15 protein-coding genes and 1 tRNA gene are annotated in these 17,862 nt (G+C 66.4%); 15 read left to right on the top strand and 1 reads right to left on the bottom strand.

Annotated features, from left to right (window positions below; genetic code table 11):
* Window positions 1–246 precede the first annotated feature (246 nt).
* The 15 genes from ABWO17_RS05245 to ABWO17_RS05315 all read left to right on the top strand — a co-directional run bounded on the left by ABWO17_RS05245 (window position 247) and on the right by ABWO17_RS05315 (window position 16,929).
* Complete coding sequence (locus ABWO17_RS05245; RefSeq protein ID WP_353116515.1) at window positions 247–807, top strand: 4Fe-4S dicluster domain-containing protein; 561 nt, start codon at window positions 247–249, stop codon at window positions 805–807.
* Window positions 804–1,796, top strand: coding sequence for a CoB--CoM heterodisulfide reductase iron-sulfur subunit B family protein (locus tag ABWO17_RS05250; protein ID WP_353116516.1), 993 nt, complete (start codon window positions 804–806; stop codon window positions 1,794–1,796). The genes ABWO17_RS05245 and ABWO17_RS05250 overlap by 4 nt, the downstream gene beginning before the upstream one ends.
* Window positions 1,793–3,751, top strand: a complete 1,959-nt coding sequence (locus ABWO17_RS05255; RefSeq protein ID WP_353116517.1) for a 4Fe-4S binding protein — start codon at window positions 1,793–1,795, stop codon at window positions 3,749–3,751. Before ABWO17_RS05250 ends, ABWO17_RS05255 begins: the two co-directional genes overlap by 4 nt.
* Window positions 3,739–5,238: a hydrogenase iron-sulfur subunit gene (locus ABWO17_RS05260; RefSeq protein ID WP_353116518.1), complete on the top strand. Its 1,500-nt coding sequence runs from the start codon at window positions 3,739–3,741 to the stop codon at window positions 5,236–5,238. The genes ABWO17_RS05255 and ABWO17_RS05260 overlap by 13 nt, the downstream gene beginning before the upstream one ends.
* Window positions 5,238–6,329 (top strand): 4Fe-4S dicluster domain-containing protein, encoded by a 1,092-nt coding sequence (locus tag ABWO17_RS05265; RefSeq protein ID WP_353116519.1) that lies wholly within the window; start codon window positions 5,238–5,240, stop codon window positions 6,327–6,329. Before ABWO17_RS05260 ends, ABWO17_RS05265 begins: the two co-directional genes overlap by 1 nt.
* Window positions 6,322–7,209 (top strand): FAD/NAD(P)-binding protein, encoded by an 888-nt coding sequence (locus ABWO17_RS05270; RefSeq protein ID WP_353116520.1) that lies wholly within the window; start codon window positions 6,322–6,324, stop codon window positions 7,207–7,209. Before ABWO17_RS05265 ends, ABWO17_RS05270 begins: the two co-directional genes overlap by 8 nt.
* Window positions 7,210–7,447: 238 nt before the next feature.
* Window positions 7,448–7,936 carry a ferritin-like domain-containing protein gene (locus tag ABWO17_RS05275; RefSeq protein ID WP_353116521.1) on the top strand — a complete coding sequence of 163 codons (489 nt, stop codon included), beginning with the start codon at window positions 7,448–7,450 and terminating at the stop codon, window positions 7,934–7,936.
* Between the two features lie 267 nt (window positions 7,937–8,203).
* The gene (locus tag ABWO17_RS05280; RefSeq protein WP_353116522.1) at window positions 8,204–9,085 is read left to right on the top strand and encodes a hypothetical protein; all 882 of its coding nucleotides are present in this window, start codon (window positions 8,204–8,206) and stop codon (window positions 9,083–9,085) included.
* Between the two features lie 173 nt (window positions 9,086–9,258).
* Window positions 9,259–10,401: an iron-containing alcohol dehydrogenase gene (locus ABWO17_RS05285; RefSeq protein WP_353116523.1), complete on the top strand. Its 1,143-nt coding sequence runs from the start codon at window positions 9,259–9,261 to the stop codon at window positions 10,399–10,401.
* Between the two features lies 1 nt (window position 10,402).
* Window positions 10,403–11,728, top strand: a complete 1,326-nt coding sequence (locus ABWO17_RS05290) for a two-component system sensor histidine kinase NtrB (protein WP_353116524.1) — start codon at window positions 10,403–10,405, stop codon at window positions 11,726–11,728.
* A 5-nt stretch (window positions 11,729–11,733) separates the two neighbouring features.
* Complete coding sequence (locus ABWO17_RS05295) at window positions 11,734–13,155, top strand: sigma-54-dependent transcriptional regulator (protein WP_353116525.1); 1,422 nt, start codon at window positions 11,734–11,736, stop codon at window positions 13,153–13,155.
* 247 nt (window positions 13,156–13,402) lie between these two features.
* The gene (locus tag ABWO17_RS05300; protein ID WP_353116644.1) at window positions 13,403–14,470 is read left to right on the top strand and encodes an ADP-ribosylglycohydrolase family protein; all 1,068 of its coding nucleotides are present in this window, start codon (window positions 13,403–13,405) and stop codon (window positions 14,468–14,470) included.
* Window positions 14,471–14,622: 152 nt separating this feature from the next.
* A tRNA-Arg gene (locus tag ABWO17_RS05305) sits at window positions 14,623–14,699 on the top strand.
* 364 nt (window positions 14,700–15,063) lie between these two features.
* The gene (locus ABWO17_RS05310; RefSeq protein WP_353116645.1) at window positions 15,064–16,143 is read left to right on the top strand and encodes a glutamyl-Q tRNA(Asp) synthetase; all 1,080 of its coding nucleotides are present in this window, start codon (window positions 15,064–15,066) and stop codon (window positions 16,141–16,143) included.
* A gap of 393 nt (window positions 16,144–16,536) precedes the next feature.
* A complete protein-coding gene (locus ABWO17_RS05315) occupies window positions 16,537–16,929 on the top strand; it encodes a pancreas/duodenum homeobox protein 1 (protein WP_353116526.1) in 393 nt (130 codons plus the stop codon).
* A gap of 178 nt (window positions 16,930–17,107) precedes the next feature.
* Here ABWO17_RS05315 and ABWO17_RS05320 read toward each other — a convergent pair whose 3' ends face one another.
* Complete coding sequence (locus tag ABWO17_RS05320) at window positions 17,108–17,683, bottom strand: TetR/AcrR family transcriptional regulator (RefSeq protein ID WP_353116527.1); 576 nt, start codon at window positions 17,681–17,683, stop codon at window positions 17,108–17,110.
* Between the last annotated feature and the right edge of the window lie 179 nt (window positions 17,684–17,862).

Below are 17,862 nucleotides of genomic sequence, written 5' to 3' on the forward strand. Positions count from 1 at the left end.
GGGTGACGGCGGGCAACCCCACCTGCGACCAGCCCGCGCGGCAGATGCACCATCATTTCCGCGCGGGCGCACAAAAGGCCCCCCACGCCGGTCCCTTCCTTATCATGGAGCGGACCAGATCGGCCCCGACCGGTTTTGTGACACTATCCCCACTTGCGCTTTCGACCGCCGCGGGAAAGGAGAGTTCCTTCCCCCTTCCCGCGGCGGCATCCGCGAGCGCGCAACCGCAACGTGCCGGGAAACGACATGGACGTGACCAACCTTGAATCTGTCCGCGACGACGACTTCATCCATGCGGTCATGGAGGAGAGCGGGCAGAATCTTACGCACTGTTACCAGTGCGGCAACTGTACGGCGGGGTGTCCGTGCGGGTTCGCCTACGACATCCAGGTCAGCCAGATCATGCGCAACCTGCAGGCGGGCCGGAAGGACAAGGTGCTGAACAGCCGATCCATCTGGCTGTGCCTGTCCTGCTCCAGCTGCACCACCCGCTGTCCCAACAACATCGACGTGGCACGGGTGATGGACGTCCTGCGCCACATCGCCCGGCGCGAGGGCCGGGTGGCCGAGAAGGGCGTGACCACCTTCTGGGACGCCTTCCTTGCCTCCGTGCGCAAGCATGGCCGGGTCTACGAACTGGGCGTGGTGGCCAACTATGTGGCCCGCACCGGCAGGGTGTGGACCGACATCGATCTTCTGCCGCGCATCGCGCCCAAGGGCAAACTTTCCCCCATGCCGCACGACATCAGGGGCCGGGACGAGATCGCCCGCATCTTCCAGCGCTACGAGGAGGAAAGGACGCGATGAATCTCGCCTACTACCCCGGCTGTTCGGGGCTCGGCACCTCGCGCGAGTACGAACGCTCCACCCGGGCCGCCTGCGCGGCGCTGGGCGTGAAGCTGACGGATATCCCGGACTGGAGCTGCTGCGGTTCCACCCCGGCCCACGCGCTGGAGCATGCCCTGTCGGGCGCGTTGTCGGCCCGCAACCTGGTGGGCGCCGCCCGCGCGGGTTGCGACACCGTGGCCACCCCCTGTCCGAGCTGTCTTTCCAACCTCAAGACTGCCCGTCACCGCATGGCCGACGACGGCTTTCGCGCCAAGGTAGGGCGGTTGCTGGACCAGCCCGCCGACGCACTCGCGGCCCTGCCCGACGTCCAGTCGGTGCTGGAAACGCTGGTGACCCGCGTTGGCCTTGACGCCATCCGCGCCAAGGTGCGCCAGCCCCTCGCCGGGTTGCGCGTGGCCCCCTATTACGGCTGCATCATGACCCGCCCGGCGGATGTCATGCGCTTCGACGATCCGGAAAACCCCACCTCCATGGATGACTTGCTTACGGCGCTGGGCGCCGAGGTGGTGCCCTTTGCCTACAAGGTGGAATGTTGCGGGGCCTCGTACGGGGTCACGCGGCGGGACATAGTGGCCCGGCTTTCCGGGCGGCTGCTGGGCGCGGCGCGCGACGCCGGTGCCCACGCCGTGGTGGTGGCCTGCCCGCTGTGCCAGATGAACCTGGACCTGCGCCAGACGCAGGTGGAATGGCCCGGCGGCAATGCCGTGGACATGCCGGTGTTCTACTTCACCCAGTTGCTGGGGCGCGCCCTGGGCGTGCCGGATGCGGAACTGGGGCTGGAACAGCTGTGCGTTGACCCGGCCATCGCCTTCCGTCGCGCGGCGCAGGTTGTGGCGGCACGGCAGGCCGAAGAGGCCGCGCAGGCCGCCAAGGCGGCCGCCCAGGCAGCAGCCAAGGCCGCCCAGGCCAAACAGGCCGCCGCAGCGAATGAAGGGGGCAGGGCATGAGAATAGGTGTTTTCGTCTGCCACTGCGGCAGCAACATCGGTGGCACCGTGGACGTGCCCGGCGTGGCCGAGGTGGCCCGCGCTTACCCCGACGTGGTCTTTTCCTCCGACACCATGTACGCGTGCTCCGAACCGGGGCAGGCGGCCATCGTGGACGCCATCAAGGAACACGCGCTGGATGGCGTGGTGGTTGCCTCGTGCACCCCGCGCATGCACGAACCCACCTTCCGCCGTACGGTGGAACGGGCCGGGCTGAACCGCTACATGTTCGAAATGGCCAACATCCGCGAGCATGTCTCGTGGATCGGCAAGGACCGCGAGGCCAACAGCAACAAGGCGGCGGAACTGGTCCGCATGGCCGTGGAAAAGCTGCGCCTGAACGCGCCGCTGTACCCCAAGTCGTTCGACGTGACCAAGCGCGTGCTGGTCATCGGCGGCGGGGTGGCGGGCATCCAGGCCGCGCTGGACTGTGCCGACGGCGGCATCGAAGTGGTGCTGGTGGAGCGCGAATCGACCATCGGCGGCAAGATGGCCAAGCTGGACAAGACCTTCCCCACCGTGGACTGTTCCAGCTGCATCCTGGGCCCCAAGATGGTGGACGTGTCGCAGCACCCCAACATCCGCCTGTACGCCCATGCCGAGGTAGAGAAGATCAGCGGCTACGTGGGCAACTTCAAGGTGGACGTGCGGCGCAAGGCTACCTACGTGGATTGGGAACTGTGTACCGGCTGCGGCCTGTGCATGGAAAAGTGCCCCAGCAAGAAGTCGCCCGATGCGTTCAACGAGCACGTGGGCGTCACCACCTCCATCAACATTCCGTTCCCGCAGGCCATCCCCAAGAAGGCCATCATCGATCCCACGTCCTGCCGCCAGTTCGTCAAGGGCAAGTGCGGCGTGTGCGCCAAGGTGTGCCCCACCGGGGCCATCCGCTACGACATGGAAGATCAGGTGGTGACCGAAGACGTGGGGGCCATCATCACGGCCACCGGCTACGACCTGTTCGACTACACCAAGTACGCGGAATACGGCGGCGGGCGCTACCCGGACGTGATCACCTCCTTGCAGTACGAACGGCTGTTGTCGGCATCCGGCCCCACGGGCGGGCACGTCAAGCGCCCGTCCGACGGAAAAGAGCCGAAGACCGTGGTGTTCATCCAGTGCGTGGGCTCGCGTGACCGCTCGGTGGACCGCCCGTATTGCAGCGGCTTCTGCTGCATGTACACCGCCAAGCAGGCGGTGCTGACCAAGGATCACATCCCCGATTCGCGCAGCTACGTGTTCTACATGGACATCCGCGCCAACGGGAAGATGTACGAGGAATTCACCCGCCGGGCCATGGAGGAATACGGCGTGCAGTACGTGCGCGGCCGCGTGTCCATGATTGTCCCGCAGGGCGACACCTACTTGGTGCGCGGGGTGGATACGCTGCTTGGCGAACAGGTGGAGGTGCCCGCCGACCTCGTGGTGCTGGCCGTGGGGGCGGAATCCTCGCACGGGGCACCGCAACTGGCCGAAAAGCTGCGCATCTCGTACGACAACTACGGCTTCTTCATGGAAAGCCATTGCAAGCTGCGTCCGGTGGAAACCAATACCGCGGGGGTCTACCTTGCCGGTGCGTGCCAGGGGCCCAAGGACATCCCGTCCTCGGTGGGGCAGGGCAGCGCGGCGGCGGCCAAGGTGCTGGGCCTTTTCTCGCGCGGCAGGCTGGAAAGCGACCCGCAGATATCGCAGGTGGACGTGCGCCGTTGCGTGGGCTGCGGCAAGTGCATCACCACCTGTCCCTACGGGGCCATCGACTGGATGGAACTGCGCGGCGAAATGAAGGCCCGCGTCATTGAAACGGTGTGCCAGGGCTGCGGTATCTGCACGGTCACCTGTCCGCAGGGGGCCATCCAGTTGCAGCACTTCACCGACAACCAGATCCTCGCGGAGGTCAACGCATTATGCCTGTCCTGAAGGGGAAGGAACTCCGCGTCGTAGGGTTCCTGTGCAACTGGTGTTCGTACGGCGGTGCCGATACCGCCGGGGTCGGGCGATTCTCGCAGCCCACGGACCTGCGCATCATCCGCGTGCCCTGTTCGGGCCGCGTGGATCCCATGTTCGTGGTCAAGGCGCTGCTGGGCGGCGCGGACGGGGTGCTGGTTTCCGGCTGCCACCCGCGCGACTGTCACTACAGCCAGGGCAATTTCTACGCCCGGCGCCGGCTTGAAACGCTGAAGAACTTCCTGCCCGCCCTCGGCATCGACCCGGACCGTTTCCAGTACACCTGGGTTTCCGCGTCGGAAGGGCAGCGCTGGAAGAACGTGGTCTCCAACTTCGTCGAAAAGGTGCATCAGTTGGGGCATGCCCCGCGCATAGAGGAAGCCACCCCGTACCTGCCGCTGGCGGAAAAGGGCGACACCCCGCACGCGTTGCGCGCCCCCCTGCGTCCTTTGTCGTACCCGGCTGCGGGAACGCTGGCCGCATCGCTGGAGCAACTGCGCGACAAGATCCGCGCGGCGCTGCCGGAACTGGATTGCGTCATCGGCTGGCAGCAGGGCTTTGACGCGCTGCACGCCACGCCGCTGTTCATGCGCAAGCCGGAAGACGTGGACAAGCTGACCTGGGGTCCGCTGAACGTGCACAACCTGGCCACCTACCTGCCGCAGTTCAAGAATCGCAAGGTGGGCGTGGTGGTGAAGGGCTGCGACAGCCGCTCGGTCATCGAACTGTTGCAGGAAAAGCTGGTGGAACCCGACAACGTGCGGGTGTTCGGCATGCCCTGCGAGGGCGTGGTGGACATGACCCGCGTGCAGAAAACGCTGGACGCGGGTAACGCGGATGGCGCGATGTGCGCAGACGCGGCGCCTTCTTCGGTGGGCGTTGACGGAGACAGCCTGTCCTTTGAAGGTGAAGCCACGGCTCGCCTGAAACTGGCCGACGTGGTGGCCGAAAAGTGCCGCACCTGCGACACCCCGGTGCCCCTCTTGGGCGACGTGGTGGAGGGCAACGCCTCCGCCCCGGCTGGCCCCGCGCCCGACGCGCCGCCCAGTCTCGAAGCCCTGGACGCCATGACCCCGGAACAGCGGCGCGGCTTCTGGCGCGCACAGATGGACCGTTGCCTGCGCTGCTACGCCTGCCGCAATGCGTGTCCCATGTGCGTGTGCCGCGACCACTGCATTGCCGAAAGCCGCGACCCGCACTGGACCACCCAGGAAGGCAACGTGCGCGAGAAGTTGCAGTTCCAGGTCATCCACGCCCTGCATCTGGCCGGGCGCTGCACCGAATGCGGCGAATGCCAGCGGGCCTGCCCGGTGAATATCCCGGTGCTGTCCCTCAAACAGTGGATGAACCGTTCGGTGCGCACCCTGTTCGACTACCGGGCCGGCGTTGACGTGAATGCGGTGCCGCCGTTGCTGGCCTTTGCCGTGGAAGAAAAGAACATCAAGGAGCATGGGCTGTGATGAGCTTCGCACGATACATCGCGCGCGGCGAACTTGCCCGCGCCCTCGACGACATGGCGCGGGGCCGCGTGACGTATGCGCCCCGCCGGGAAGGTGACGCCGTGGTCTTCCGCCCCCGCGCGGAAGGCGAGGAACCGCTGCTGGCCCGCGCCACGGTGCCGCCCAAGGGCGTCATCTTTCCGCAGAGCGAGCGGCTGTTCGCCTTCATCCGCGAAAAGGACCCCAACGACCCCGGTCACACCACCGTGCGGCTGGATTCCACCGTGGACATTGAACCGGCGCTGATCTTCGGTGCCCGTCCGTGCGACGCGCGCGGCTTCCACATCTTCGACCGGGTCTACCTGAACGGCCCCCACCGCGACCCGTACTACGCGGCGCGGCGTGAGGCTACCGTGGTGGTCACCCTGGCCTGCACCAAGGCCGGATCCACCTGCTTCTGTCACTGGACCGGCTGCGGCCCGGCGGACACCACCGGTTCGGACATCCTGCTGACGCCCGTGGGCGTGGGCAATGACGCGGGCTTCGTGGCCGTGGCCGTCACCGAGCGCGGCGGCGCCGTGCTGGAGCGGGCCAACCTGCCCGAGGCCGACACCGCCCGTGCGGATGCCGCCCAGGCCGTGCACGCGGCCACCCATGCGGCGCTGGAGGCGCAAAGCCCGGCCCCGGACCTGTCCGCCACCCCGGCGCGCCTGCTGGAACGCTTTCCCGATACCGGCTTCTGGCGCGACATGTCGGACAAATGCCTGTCCTGCGGTGCGTGCACCTACCTGTGCCCCACCTGCTACTGCTTCAACATCACCGACGAGAACGACGGCGGCGACGGCATGCGCGGCAGACGCCTGCGCAGTTGGGACAACTGCATGTCCTCGCTGTTCACCCGCGAGGCCAGCGGCCACAACCCGCGCATGGGCAAGGCCCTGCGCCTGCGCAACCGCGTGGGCCACAAGTTCTCGTACTACCCGCAACTGCACGAGGGCGTGGTGTCGTGCAACGGCTGCGGTCGTTGCATCACCGGCTGCCCGGTATCCGTGGACATCCGCGAGATGGTGGTGCGCGCCACCGAAGCCAATGAGGAGACCCCCAATGCCTGATGCCATCACCCCGCAAGCGGGCGCGCACGCCACCACCCTGGGCTCGGGGTTCACCGACAACCCCTACCTGCCCGACGTGGCCACCGTGCTGGAAACCGTGCAGGAAACCCCGGCCATCAAGACCCTGCGCGTGCGCATCGATGATCCGGCGCGCATGGAGGCCTTCCGTTTCAATCCCGGCCAGGTGGGCCAGCTTTCGCTGTTCGGCGTGGGCGAATCCACCTTCGTCATCAACTCGCCGCCCACCCGCATGGACTACCTGCAATTCAGCATCATGCGCGCGGGCGAGGTGACCGCCGCCCTGCACGGGCTGAAGCCCGGCGACAAGGTGGGCGTGCGCGCGCCGCTGGGCAACTGGTTTCCGTTAGAGAACATGCGCGGCAAGGACATCGTGTTCGTGGGCGGCGGCATCGGCATGGCCCCGCTGCGCACCCTGCTGCTGTACATGCTGGACAATCGCGCCGACTACGGCAACATCACGCTGCTGTACGGGGCGCGTACCCCCGGTGACATGGCCTTCCGCGACGACGTGCAGGAATGGCTGGCGCGCACCGACATGCAGGCCACGCTGACCGTGGACCAGGCCCCGGAAGACTGGCCGCACCGCGCGGGGCTGATCCCCCACGTGCTGCTGGACCTGGCCCCGTCCAATGCGAACAGCGTGGCCGTGCTGTGCGGCCCGCCCATCATGATCAAGTTCACGGTGGAGGCGCTGAAGAAGCTGCACTTCGCCGATGAGCAGATCTACACCACGCTGGAGCGGCGCATGAAGTGCGGTATCGGCATCTGCGGGCGCTGCAACATCGGCACGAAATACGTGTGTGTCGACGGGCCGGTGTTTACCTACGCCGAACTGCGCGACTTGCCCAACGAACTCTAACCGCAAGTTGGCTTTTGCCCGCTGGCTGCGTCAACCGACGCCCGCCACGCGGTCGAATACGAGAAGAGTATGCTCCCGCCTGGCGGGCTTGGTTTCCTTGCCAGCGAACAAAATCCTGCCTTGCGGGCGGGAGCGCGGGCAGACGGGAAAACTGCTCCCTGTCAGCATTGAGAGTACTTTTGGACAGTCCACAAGCCCCCGGCGCGGGACCGCCGCGCCGGGGACCTACGGAGAGCATATGGCCGAGTTCTTCAACGCCGCAGACGTCACCGCCGCCGCCATCCGCATCGAGCAGCGCGGCCAGGACGTGTACAATCAGGCCGTGGCCATGGCCACCAGTCCCGAGGTCAAGGCGCTGTTCGAGCACCTTGCCGCCGAAGAGGCCAAGCACGAGGCAATCTTTCGCGCCATGGCCGACCGCGTCGGCCCCGTGGAACTGCCTGCGTGGAGCATTGCCGCCGAGTATGTGGAATACCTGCACGCGCTGCTCGATTCGCACGCGCTGTTTACCCAGGCCGGTACCCTGACCGCGCTCAAGGGCGCCGCCGCCGACCACGCCACCGCCCTGCGCATGGCCATCCAGTTCGAGAAGGACACCCTGCTGTTCTTCACCGAAATGCGCGAGCTGGTGCCCGCCCAGGAAAAGGCGGCGGTGGATGCCTGCATCGCGGAAGAACGCGTCCATCTGCGCGCCCTTACCGCCATGCTGGCCCAGGTGCACGCCTAGTATTTGGCGCACTGGCGGCCGCCAGTGCAAGCATGTTCCGCGCGCGACGACCGACGCAACGGCGCGCGCGGGGCCGGTCCGCACCGGGTGCGGACCGGCGCAATGGAGGGGCGGACGGTCGGAAAGAGGCACCCGACCGTCCGTCATCTCCATGGCCCAGCGTCCCATGCCCGTCCCGCGCAGCCTCCCGCGGGCGGTGGATACAGGCGGGCCGTGTGCCACGGGTGTTGCGACGTCCGTGCCGCCCGGCCAGCGCGGGAGGCCTTGATGTTGCTGTCATCCCCCTTCGATACTTCACCCTTCGGTGATCCTGCCATCGTCCCGTTGTCACCCGGCCCCCGTCCGGCAGAGTCCGGGGGCGTGCCCGCGTGGAGCATTGCCGACGAGCGTGTCTTTCTGGATCACATCCCTTCGCTGTTCCTGGCCTCGGACCTGTTTGCCGCAGCCTACCTGCGTGTCGAACGTCGTTGCCTGCGCCCCGTGACACCGTTGGCGCTTTCCGCCGCCGTCACCTGCGAGGGGCCGTGGCTGGACCAGGGCGACCTGGATGTCTATCTGGCCTGCCTGTTGCTGGGACTGCGCCAGGGTAGTTCCCGGCTGCGTTGCCCGGCGGACGAGCCCGCCAGACTGGCCGGCCTTGGGGGCAGGGCGGGGACGGCCCGTTTTGCCGCGCGGCTGGACCGCCTGCACGAGGCACGCATGGCCTGCGGCGATGGCCGGTTCGCCGCGCGGATGCAGCTTGTATCCGCCGTGGTGCGCGACGAGGCCTCCGGCACCCTGCGCATCGAGTTCGGCCCAGAGCCGTTCACTGCGCTGCGCGATGCGCCAGGCATTGCGCGGTTCATCGCCGACCGGGCCGCGTTGGGGCGCGACGGGCTGGGCAAATGGCTGCTGGGCGTGGCCTGGACCCTGCGCGAAACCTGCCTGATCGATCCGCGACGCCTGCGGGCCATGGCGCCCAGGGGAAAGGGCCGGGATATCCTGCCGCTGTTGCAGGAATTCGCCCGGCGTGGTTATATCCGCGACATGGTCACCCGTTCCGATGGGCTCGTGATCGTCCAGCCGGGGCATCAGCCAGGCGGGACGCATGCCGCAGTGTATGGGCACGGCGACGGGCACGGTCCGCCGATGTGCAGGCTGCTGACATAGCGCATGATCGGGTGACACTGCCGTGACGCCGTCGTGGGTCGGCTGCACGGCAATTCCGTGCGTGGCGTTGTGGGATGCCGCGCACGGTGGCGCAGCCGGATAGTCCGGCGGCTACGATACACAGGGCAGGCGGCGCCCCGCCGCACGGCGCGGGCTTCGGGAGCAGGGACTACATGCGGATCACCAAATTCGCCATTCCGGAGATCATCTTCGGGCATGGCAGCCTTGATCATCTTGCGCCGTGCGCCCGCAGGCTGGGCGCCTCGCGCGTGCTGCTGGTCAGCGACAAGGGGCTGGAATCCAGCGGCTGGGTGGAACGGGTCATGGACATCCTGGGCGGCAACGGCCTTGAATGGGTGTACTTTGCCGATTGCAGTTCCAACCCGCGCGATCATCAGGTGCACGAGGGCGCGCAGATATACCGCGAGGAACGCGCCGACGTGGTCATCGCCCTGGGCGGCGGCAGTCCCATGGACACGGCCAAGGGCATCGGCACCATCGTGGGCAACGGCGGGCGCATCAGCGACTACGAGGGGGCCAACAAGATCATGCGGCCCCTGCCGCCCATGATCTTTCTGCCCACCACGGCGGGCAGCGGGTCGGACATCTCGCAGTTCTGCATCATCACCGACGTTGCGCGCCGCCTGAAGATGTCCATCATCAGCCGCTCGCTGGTCCCCAACGTCTCCATCATCGACCCGCAGGTGCTGCTGACCAAGAGCGAGGAACTGATCATCGCCTCGGCCATCGACGCCTTTGCCCATGCCGTGGAATCGTACCTGTCGTTGCTGGCCTCTCCGTTCACCGACCATCAGGCCCTGCGCGCCATGGAACTGATCATGGCCAACCTGATGCCCGCCGTGGAACGGCGCGACCCGGAAGCGCTGGAACAGCTCAGCATCGCCAGCACGGCGGCGGGCATGTCGTTCAGCAACGCAGGCCTCGGCATCGGCCATTCGTTGGCCCATTCGCTGGGGGGCATGTTCGACGTGCTGCACGGCCTGGTGCACCCGGTGCTGCTGCCGCACGTGATGCGCTACAACCTGCCGGTGAGCGTGGACCGGCTGGCTGCCATCGGGCGCATCGTGGTGGGGCCGCGCGTGGCCAGCGCGGAAAGCATCGCCCGAGCGGGCATAGACCGGCTGGGCGAATTCTTTGCCGGGCTGGGCGTGCCGGTGCGGCTGGGGCAACTGCTGCCCGACAGGTCCGCGCTGGAAACCATTGCCCGTACGGCGGTTCCCGATGCCTGCACCCTGACCAATCCGCGCGCGGTCACCTGGCAGGACCTGCTGACCATCTGCGAAGAGGCGTGGTGACATGGCCCAGGGAACCAGCCTAGACGATCTTATCGGCATAGAGCACAGCAAGCTGGGCTTCTTTCAGGAACTGCGCCAGACCATCGTGCAGTTGAAGGCGGCGCACCGGGAGTCGGAGCGCAACCGCCTGGAGATAGAGGCCATCCTGGACGGCATCACCGACCTGATGATGGTGCTTTCCAAGGATTTGCGCATCATTGCCGTGAACCACGTGTTCTACGACATCCTGGGCGTGCGCGAACCGGAGGGGCGCTACTGCTACGAGATATTCCGCCAGCAGGACCACCCTTGCCCGGAATGCCCGGCGCACCGCTCGTTCGTTACCGACGAGGTATGCCGCGAGACGTCCATCTTCCGCATCAATGGCCGCAAGTTGCAGTTCGAGATGGTGGCCTCGCCCATCAAGGACCCGGCCACGCAGGATCGCCAGATTCTCATCTTCAAGCGCGACGTGACCCTGGAAAAGGAATTCCAGGCCAAGTTCCACCAGGCCGAGAAAATGGCCACGGTGGGCATGCTGGCGGCCGGGGTAGCGCACGAGGTGAACAACCCGCTCACGGCCATTCACGGCTTTGCCGAGGGCATCCTGCGCCGGGTGGAGCGTTTGCGCGGCACGGTGGACCCGGAGATGCACGCCGACCTTGCGGACTACGCCGGGACCATTCTTGGTGAATGTGGCCGCTGCCAGGAGATCGTGCATTCGCTGCTGACCTTCAGCAGGCCGCATTCCTCGGAATTCTCGCCCGTCAACCTGAACGTGGTTGTGGGCGACACCCTGAAGCTGCTGCACAACCACCTGAAGCAACCCAAGTACCGCCGCGTGCGCATTGACGCCCGGCTGTGCCCCACGGCCCCGGTGGTGCTGGGGTGCGAGGCGCAGTTGAAGCAGGTGATGCTGAACCTGCTGGTGAACGCACTGGATGCCTTTGACGGGCCTGCCGGGGGGGATGGCAAGGGCCAGGCCAGTTCCCCGAAAGGGGACGCGGGCAGTGCGGATGGTGGTGCGGCAGGCGGTGCCGAAGAACTCCCCACCGTGAACGGGGGGAGGGCGCGCAACAGCGTCGAGGCGGTCATCACTGTCACCCCGTTCCGGGACGGACGCCACGCGGGATTTTCCGTACGTGATACGGGCAGCGGCATTCCGCCGGAACATCTTGATTCGCTGTTCGAGCCGTTCTTCACCACCAAGCCGGTGGGCCGGGGCATCGGCATCGGGCTGTCCACCTGCTATACCATCGTCACGGAACACGGTGGCGACATCCGCGTGGAAAGCCGGGTCGGCGAAGGCTCCACGTTCACCGTCACGCTGCCGCTTCCGCCGGAGTAACCGCCGTGCGCACCACCTACACCGTGCTGGCCGTGGACGATGAACCGTCCATCGGCAAGCTGCTGGAAAAGGAACTTTCCACCCCCACCCGTACCGTGCACGTGGCCACCAGCGCCCGGCAGGCGCGCGAGCGGCTGCGCCGCGCCACGTACGAGGTGGTGGTGCTGGACATTCGCCTGCCGGATGCCGACGGCATCGAATTCATGGTGGAACTGCGCCAGCGCTACCCGGATACCGAGGTCATCCTGATCACCGGGCACGGCAACATCGACAACGCCGTGGAGGCCATGAAGCTGGGCGCCTACGACTACATCACCAAGCCGTTCAACCTGACCGAACTGGAAGTGGTGGTGGAGCGCGCCTACCAGCGGGCCTTTCTGCGCAACGAAAACCGCGCCCTGCGCCACGCGCGCGACGGGGCGCGCCCGGGGGTGACCCTGATCGGCAATTCGCAGGGCATCAAGGAGGTGCGCTACCTGATCGAAAAGGTGGCCCCCACCGACGTGCCCGTGCTGATCACGGGCGACAGCGGGGCGGGCAAGGAAGTGGCCGCCCACGCCATCCAGTCGTTGGGCACCCGGGCGGACAAGCCGTTCATCATCAAGAACTGCGCGACGTTGCAGAAGGAACTGGCGCGCAGCGAGCTGTTCGGGCATGTGCGCGGATCGTTCACCGGCGCGCTGGAAAACCGCGACGGGCTGATGGCCTTCGCCAACAAGGGCACCCTGTTTCTGGACGAGATAGGCGAGTTGCCGGTGGAGGTGCAGGCATCGCTGCTGCGCGTGCTGGAAAACAAGACCTACCGCCGGGTGGGCGAGAAGGATCACCGCAGTTGCGACATCCGGCTCATCTTCGCCACCAACCGCTCGCTGGCTGGCGAGGTGGAGGCCGGGCGCTTTCACGAGGCGCTGTACCACCGCATCAACGTATTCAACATTGAAATGCCCCCCCTGCGTGACCGCAAGGAGGACATTCCCCTGTTGGCCGAATTCTTTCTGGCCCGGCTGGGCAACGGCCGCGACGACCTGCGCATTTCCGACCGGGCCATGGCCTGCCTGATGCAATATGCGTGGCCGGGCAACGTGCGCGAACTGCGCAACGTGCTGGAGCGCAGCATCATCCTTGCGGAAAACAACCTGATCACCGAACACGCCCTGCCGCGTGAACTGGCGGGCCTTGCTGGCGGGGCGGGCGGGGCAGGGGGGGCGGGGGGCGGACCGGGAAGCGGCGCGGCAGGTGGCGGTACGGCGGGGCAGCACGGTTCCGGCGGCGAATCGCAGGGGCCGCTGACGCTGGAGGCCATGGAGCGCGAACACATCGCCCGCATTCTGGAATTCTACGACAACAACCGCTCGCTGGCCGCCACGGCGCTCGGCATCAGCCGCAAGACGCTGTACCGGAAGATGCGGGAGTATGACATAGGATAAGTGGGCGGTTGGCCTCGGCGTTATTGCCGGGTGTTTCGAATGGTGGCGTGCGGCTGCGGTATACCCGTAGCCGCCTTGTTTTTCAGGCGTGGGGCGTCGTGCATGGGGTGCCGCTTGTTCCGGAACGTGGTATGTGTGGACAGGTTCGAGCAATGGTCGAGATTCGGGGCCATGGATGGGTTCGCCACGGTCTTTCTCGTTCTTTCCTTCGCGCAGGAGTATAACCATGATGACAGCACCTGATTCCATGCCCGACCGCGCCGCCGGGGCGCTGATGGGCGCGTGGATTGGCGATGCGCTGGGCCTTGGCCCGCACTGGTACTATGACCTTGCCGAACTGCGGCGCGATTACGGCCCGTGGATCAGCGGGTACACCGACCCCAGGCCGGGGCGCTATCACGACGGCATGAAGGCCGGGCAGTTGTCGCAGGCGGGGTTCATCCTGAAATTGACGGTGCGCTCGCTGGTGGAACGGGGCGGGTACGACCAGGCCGACTTCTGCCGCTGCATGGACGAGGAGTTGTTTCCGTTGCTCAACGGGCAGCCGGTGAGCGGGCCGGGCAACTACACCAGCCAGTCCATTCGCGAGGCATGGCGGCGCAGGGTGGAGCAGGGATTGCCGTGGGGGCAGACCGCAGGCCACGCGGACACCACCGAAGCCATCGAGCGCACCCTGGCCATTGCGGTGCGCTACGCCACGCAGCCCGCCCGGCTGGCCGCCGCCGTCAGCGGCAATGCGGCGCTGACCCAGTGCGACGACGTGGTGCTGTCGCTCACCGTGGCCTATGGCGCGGTGCTGGCGCTGCTGGTGCAGGGGCACCAGCTGACCCCGGCAATTTCCGAAACGTTAATGCATCAGGTTAAGGACGGGGTGTTGCCGTTTCATGCGGTAACCCGCGACGGCTTTCAGGCCCCGCGCCCCGGCGACCCGGATCCGCCGCGCGCCGGGCGGTTTGCCTCGCCCGATGCGCTGCTGTTGCCCGGCTACATGGCGGCGGCAGCGGCAGACCCGGACATCCGCATCGAACCGGCGTGGAAGGTTTCGCTGGTGTACGGCATGCCCTGCGCCATCTACCACATGCTTCCGGCGGCCTACTACCTTGCCGCGCGCTTTCACGACGACTTCGAGTCCGCCGTGCTGCATGCGGTAAACGGCGGCGGGCAGAATCAGGTGCGGGCCATCCTTGCCGGGGCGCTGGTGGGGGCGCAGGTGGGCTTGTCCGGCATACCGCAACGGTTCATCGATGGACTGGAAGAGGGCGAGGAACTGCGCGCGCTGGCCGTGCGGCTGGCCGGGCAGGTGGATTCAGATTGACGGGCAAGTGCGGTCAGAATGAGCGGCAGCCCTCCCCCCAGGCAGTCTGCCACAGGTCCGAATCCATCGGTTCCATCCCTGCACGAAGCCGCGTGCCGCCGATGTTGACCTTGACAATGCGCTACGGCATCGTCTAGACACCTTCGATTCCTGCGCCCGTAGCTCAGTCGGATAGAGCGATAGCCTCCTAAGCTGTAGGCCACAGGTTCGATTCCTGTCGGGCGCACCAGAAAAACAAGAGGATACGAGATGATTGTCTCGTATCCTCTTTGTCGTTTCAGGGCGGTGCGTATTGATCGATTGTTTGTTGTTTTGTTGTTGGTTTTACATGTGTCTGAAAATATGCGATGTTTCGTGCTGATGTCTTCGGTGCGTGCCCGATGGCTCCGCATTCCGTCGCCCCATCCTTGACATTCCGGGCGGAAGGTGATGCCGGTACGGGCATGTCGCATCAGGATTCTTGCATCATGCCACAGGGTAGTCGCGCTTCGTGCGTGCCATCCGCAAGCTGTTCCAGTGGCCTGTCCGACGCACCATTGGATCGGTCCCGACCCGTCGCATCACCGGATCGGTCCCGACCCGTTCGCGGGCGCCTGGCCCCCAGTCCCACGGGGCACATCCACCTCGGCAATGCCGCCTCCTTCCTGATGGCGTGGCTGTGCGCGCGCGCCGCCGGGGGGCAGATGGTGCTGCGCATGGAAGACATCGACCCGGACCGGTCGCGCCCGGAATTCGCGGCGGGCATGGTTCGCGATCTGTTGTGGCTGGGGCTGGACTGGGACGAGGGCCCCGAGTTTCCGGATCTGGCGTATCCACTCTCAGGCCAGGTGTCCGATCCGTTGCCCGCCCGGCAGGGCGCACCGGGAGGCGCGCTGCCGACCGGCGCTGCCGACGCATCCAGCCATGTCCGCATGCCCGCGCGCGGCGGTCCCCACGGTCCGTATTCCCAAAGCGAACGTCTGGCCCTGTATGCCGATGCGTTGGCCCGGCTGGAACGGGAAGGGCACGTCTACCCCTGTTTCTGCACCCGCAAGGAACTGCGCTCGCTGGCGTCCGCCCCGCATGCCGGGGAATGCGGCCCCGCCTATCCCGGCACCTGTCGCCACCTTGGCCCGGAGGACCGCGCCCGGCGCCTGGCCGAAGGGCGCCGCCCGGCCATGCGGGTGCGCTGTGACGACACGGTGATTGCCTTCACCGACCGCATTGCCGGGCCACAGTGCATGTCGCTTGCCGAGTGCGGGGGCGACTTTGCCGTGCGCCGTTCCGACGGGGTGTTCGCATACCAGTTGGCGGTGGTGGTGGACGACATCGCCATGGGTGTCACCCAAGTGGTGCGCGGCGACGACATCCTGGCCAGCACGCCGCGCCAGATATGGCTGTACCGCCTGCTGGGCGCACCCGTGCCGGAATACGTGCACGTGCCGTTGCTGCTGGACCACGAGGGCGAACGGCTGGCCAAGCGGCACGGCTCGCTGGGCGTGGCCGCCCTGCGCGAGGCAGGCGTGTCGCCGTGGGCCATCGTGGGGTACCTTGCCTGGCGGCTGGGCCTGCGCGATGCGCCGGGGCTGACCACGCCGCGTGAACTGGCCGCAGGCCTCGACCTTGGCCGCGTGGCACGTCACCCGGTGATTCTGCCCGTGGATGTTGCCGACGTGCTGCGCCGGATGGGATAGGGGCGCGTCAGGTGACACGACGGTGACACGCCAGGGGATAGATATTTCAGGGATGCCACCGGGGGTGACGGCAAGGGGATAGGGTAGGGACAGAAGACGAGGCAGGGACGGGATTCGAGGGGGGCTGAGGGAGCGGGGGAACGGTGCTTCCGGCGCTCTGCGCTGCCGTTTGCCGACCAGTCCTCTGTAAGGGGGTTGCCTCGCCGCTCCGTGCGTGCTAGCCAGATTGTCCGCGAACTCCGGCAATGGCAAGGGGTTCCGCCGCTCGACCATGCATATTGGCCCGTTTCCCGCCCCTGGCTGCATCGTGCCCGTCCGCTTCCGGGGGTACGCCGCGCAGCGCAGGGCGGCGTCCCGGCCCGCCAGCCACTGCCGCGAAAAGGGAGAACAGCGATGCCCACCACCAGCAGCGAACGCATCTTCACCCCGCAACGGCTTGCCGCCCTGTTCCCGCCCGAGCGGGCTGACGCCTTTTTCGACGCCCTGTACGGCGACGCGGAAGACGGCGCCTACGACATTGCGCTGGCCTTCGAGGGCGAGCGCGAGAACGGCATGGAATTCTCGTTCCGGCTCACCCAGCGGCCCGGCCACTGTCTGGCCTGCAACCTTACCTATGGCCTGCCGCAGGTTTTCGAGCGCCATCCCGTCATCGACCTGCCCGGCGTGGTGGCCAAGATAGCCAGTGTCCTGGACAAGGCAGAGAGTGCGCTGCAATGGCGCCTGCTGCCCACGCGCGAGATGTCGCGTACGCTGCACGTCATCCCGCTGGTGGTCACCTTCGGCTGAGGCATCCCCGCGTTTTTCGGGCTGGCGTGGTGCCGTGTCGCTTCAGGCATTCTTTCAGGCAAATCCACGATTGATGGGCCGAACCCCGTGCGGGTTCCGGCCCTTTTTTCATGCCCAAAAGAGAACCGCCCCGAAAGGGGGCGGTTGGGTGGCTCTGTTGCGATGCGGGGGCGAGATGCTACGGGGCGATGCTGCGCGAAATGAAGCGGATGGCTTCTTCGTACAGGTTCGGCGGGGCATAGGGGGTCAGCAGGCGGGTACGGTTGGCGCCGACCAGCATGGAAATGATCACCTGTGCCGTTTCGTGCACCGGAAGCTGGCGGATGGAACCATCCTCGATGCCCCGGCGCAGCTGGGCTTCCAGTTCGCGCGGTACCTGGTTGAACTTTTCGTACATCAGGTCGCGGTCGGTCTTGGTCTTCATGTCGCTGTACGGAGAACACCGCACAAGCACCAGCCAGTTGGAAGTCTTGTCGATGGAGAAGTCGAGGTAGGCGGTGCAGAAGTTGACGACCGACTCGTACCCGTTCTTGCCTCTGGCGGAAGCCTCGCGCAGCACGCCAAGAAACTGTTCGAGCACGTCGATGCCCGCGGCAAGGAAAAGTTTTTCCTTGTTGCCGTAATGGTGCGTCAGCAGCCCAAGGGCCACCCCGGCACGTTCGGAAATCTTCTTGAAGGTGGTGTCGGCATAGCCGTATTCACCGAAAAGTTCTTTTGCCGAATGAAGTAACGCTTCTTTCTTCGAGATGCTCATATCAACGGCCCGTGGTAGTGCTTGAGGTGTATATACAGGGGCTCCGCATCCGGTCGGGTGGATGCTCGTCGTGGAGCCGCATAAGAACCATCGGACCCGCATCCGATGGAACACCGGGAACACTTGTGCCTTCGCTGTCTGCCCGGCGAGGGGCCGCGAAGAGCTGCACCTGTGTAGCC

The organism is Nitratidesulfovibrio sp. (genome assembly GCF_040373385.1).
GTDB lineage: Bacteria > Desulfobacterota > Desulfovibrionia > Desulfovibrionales > Desulfovibrionaceae > Cupidesulfovibrio.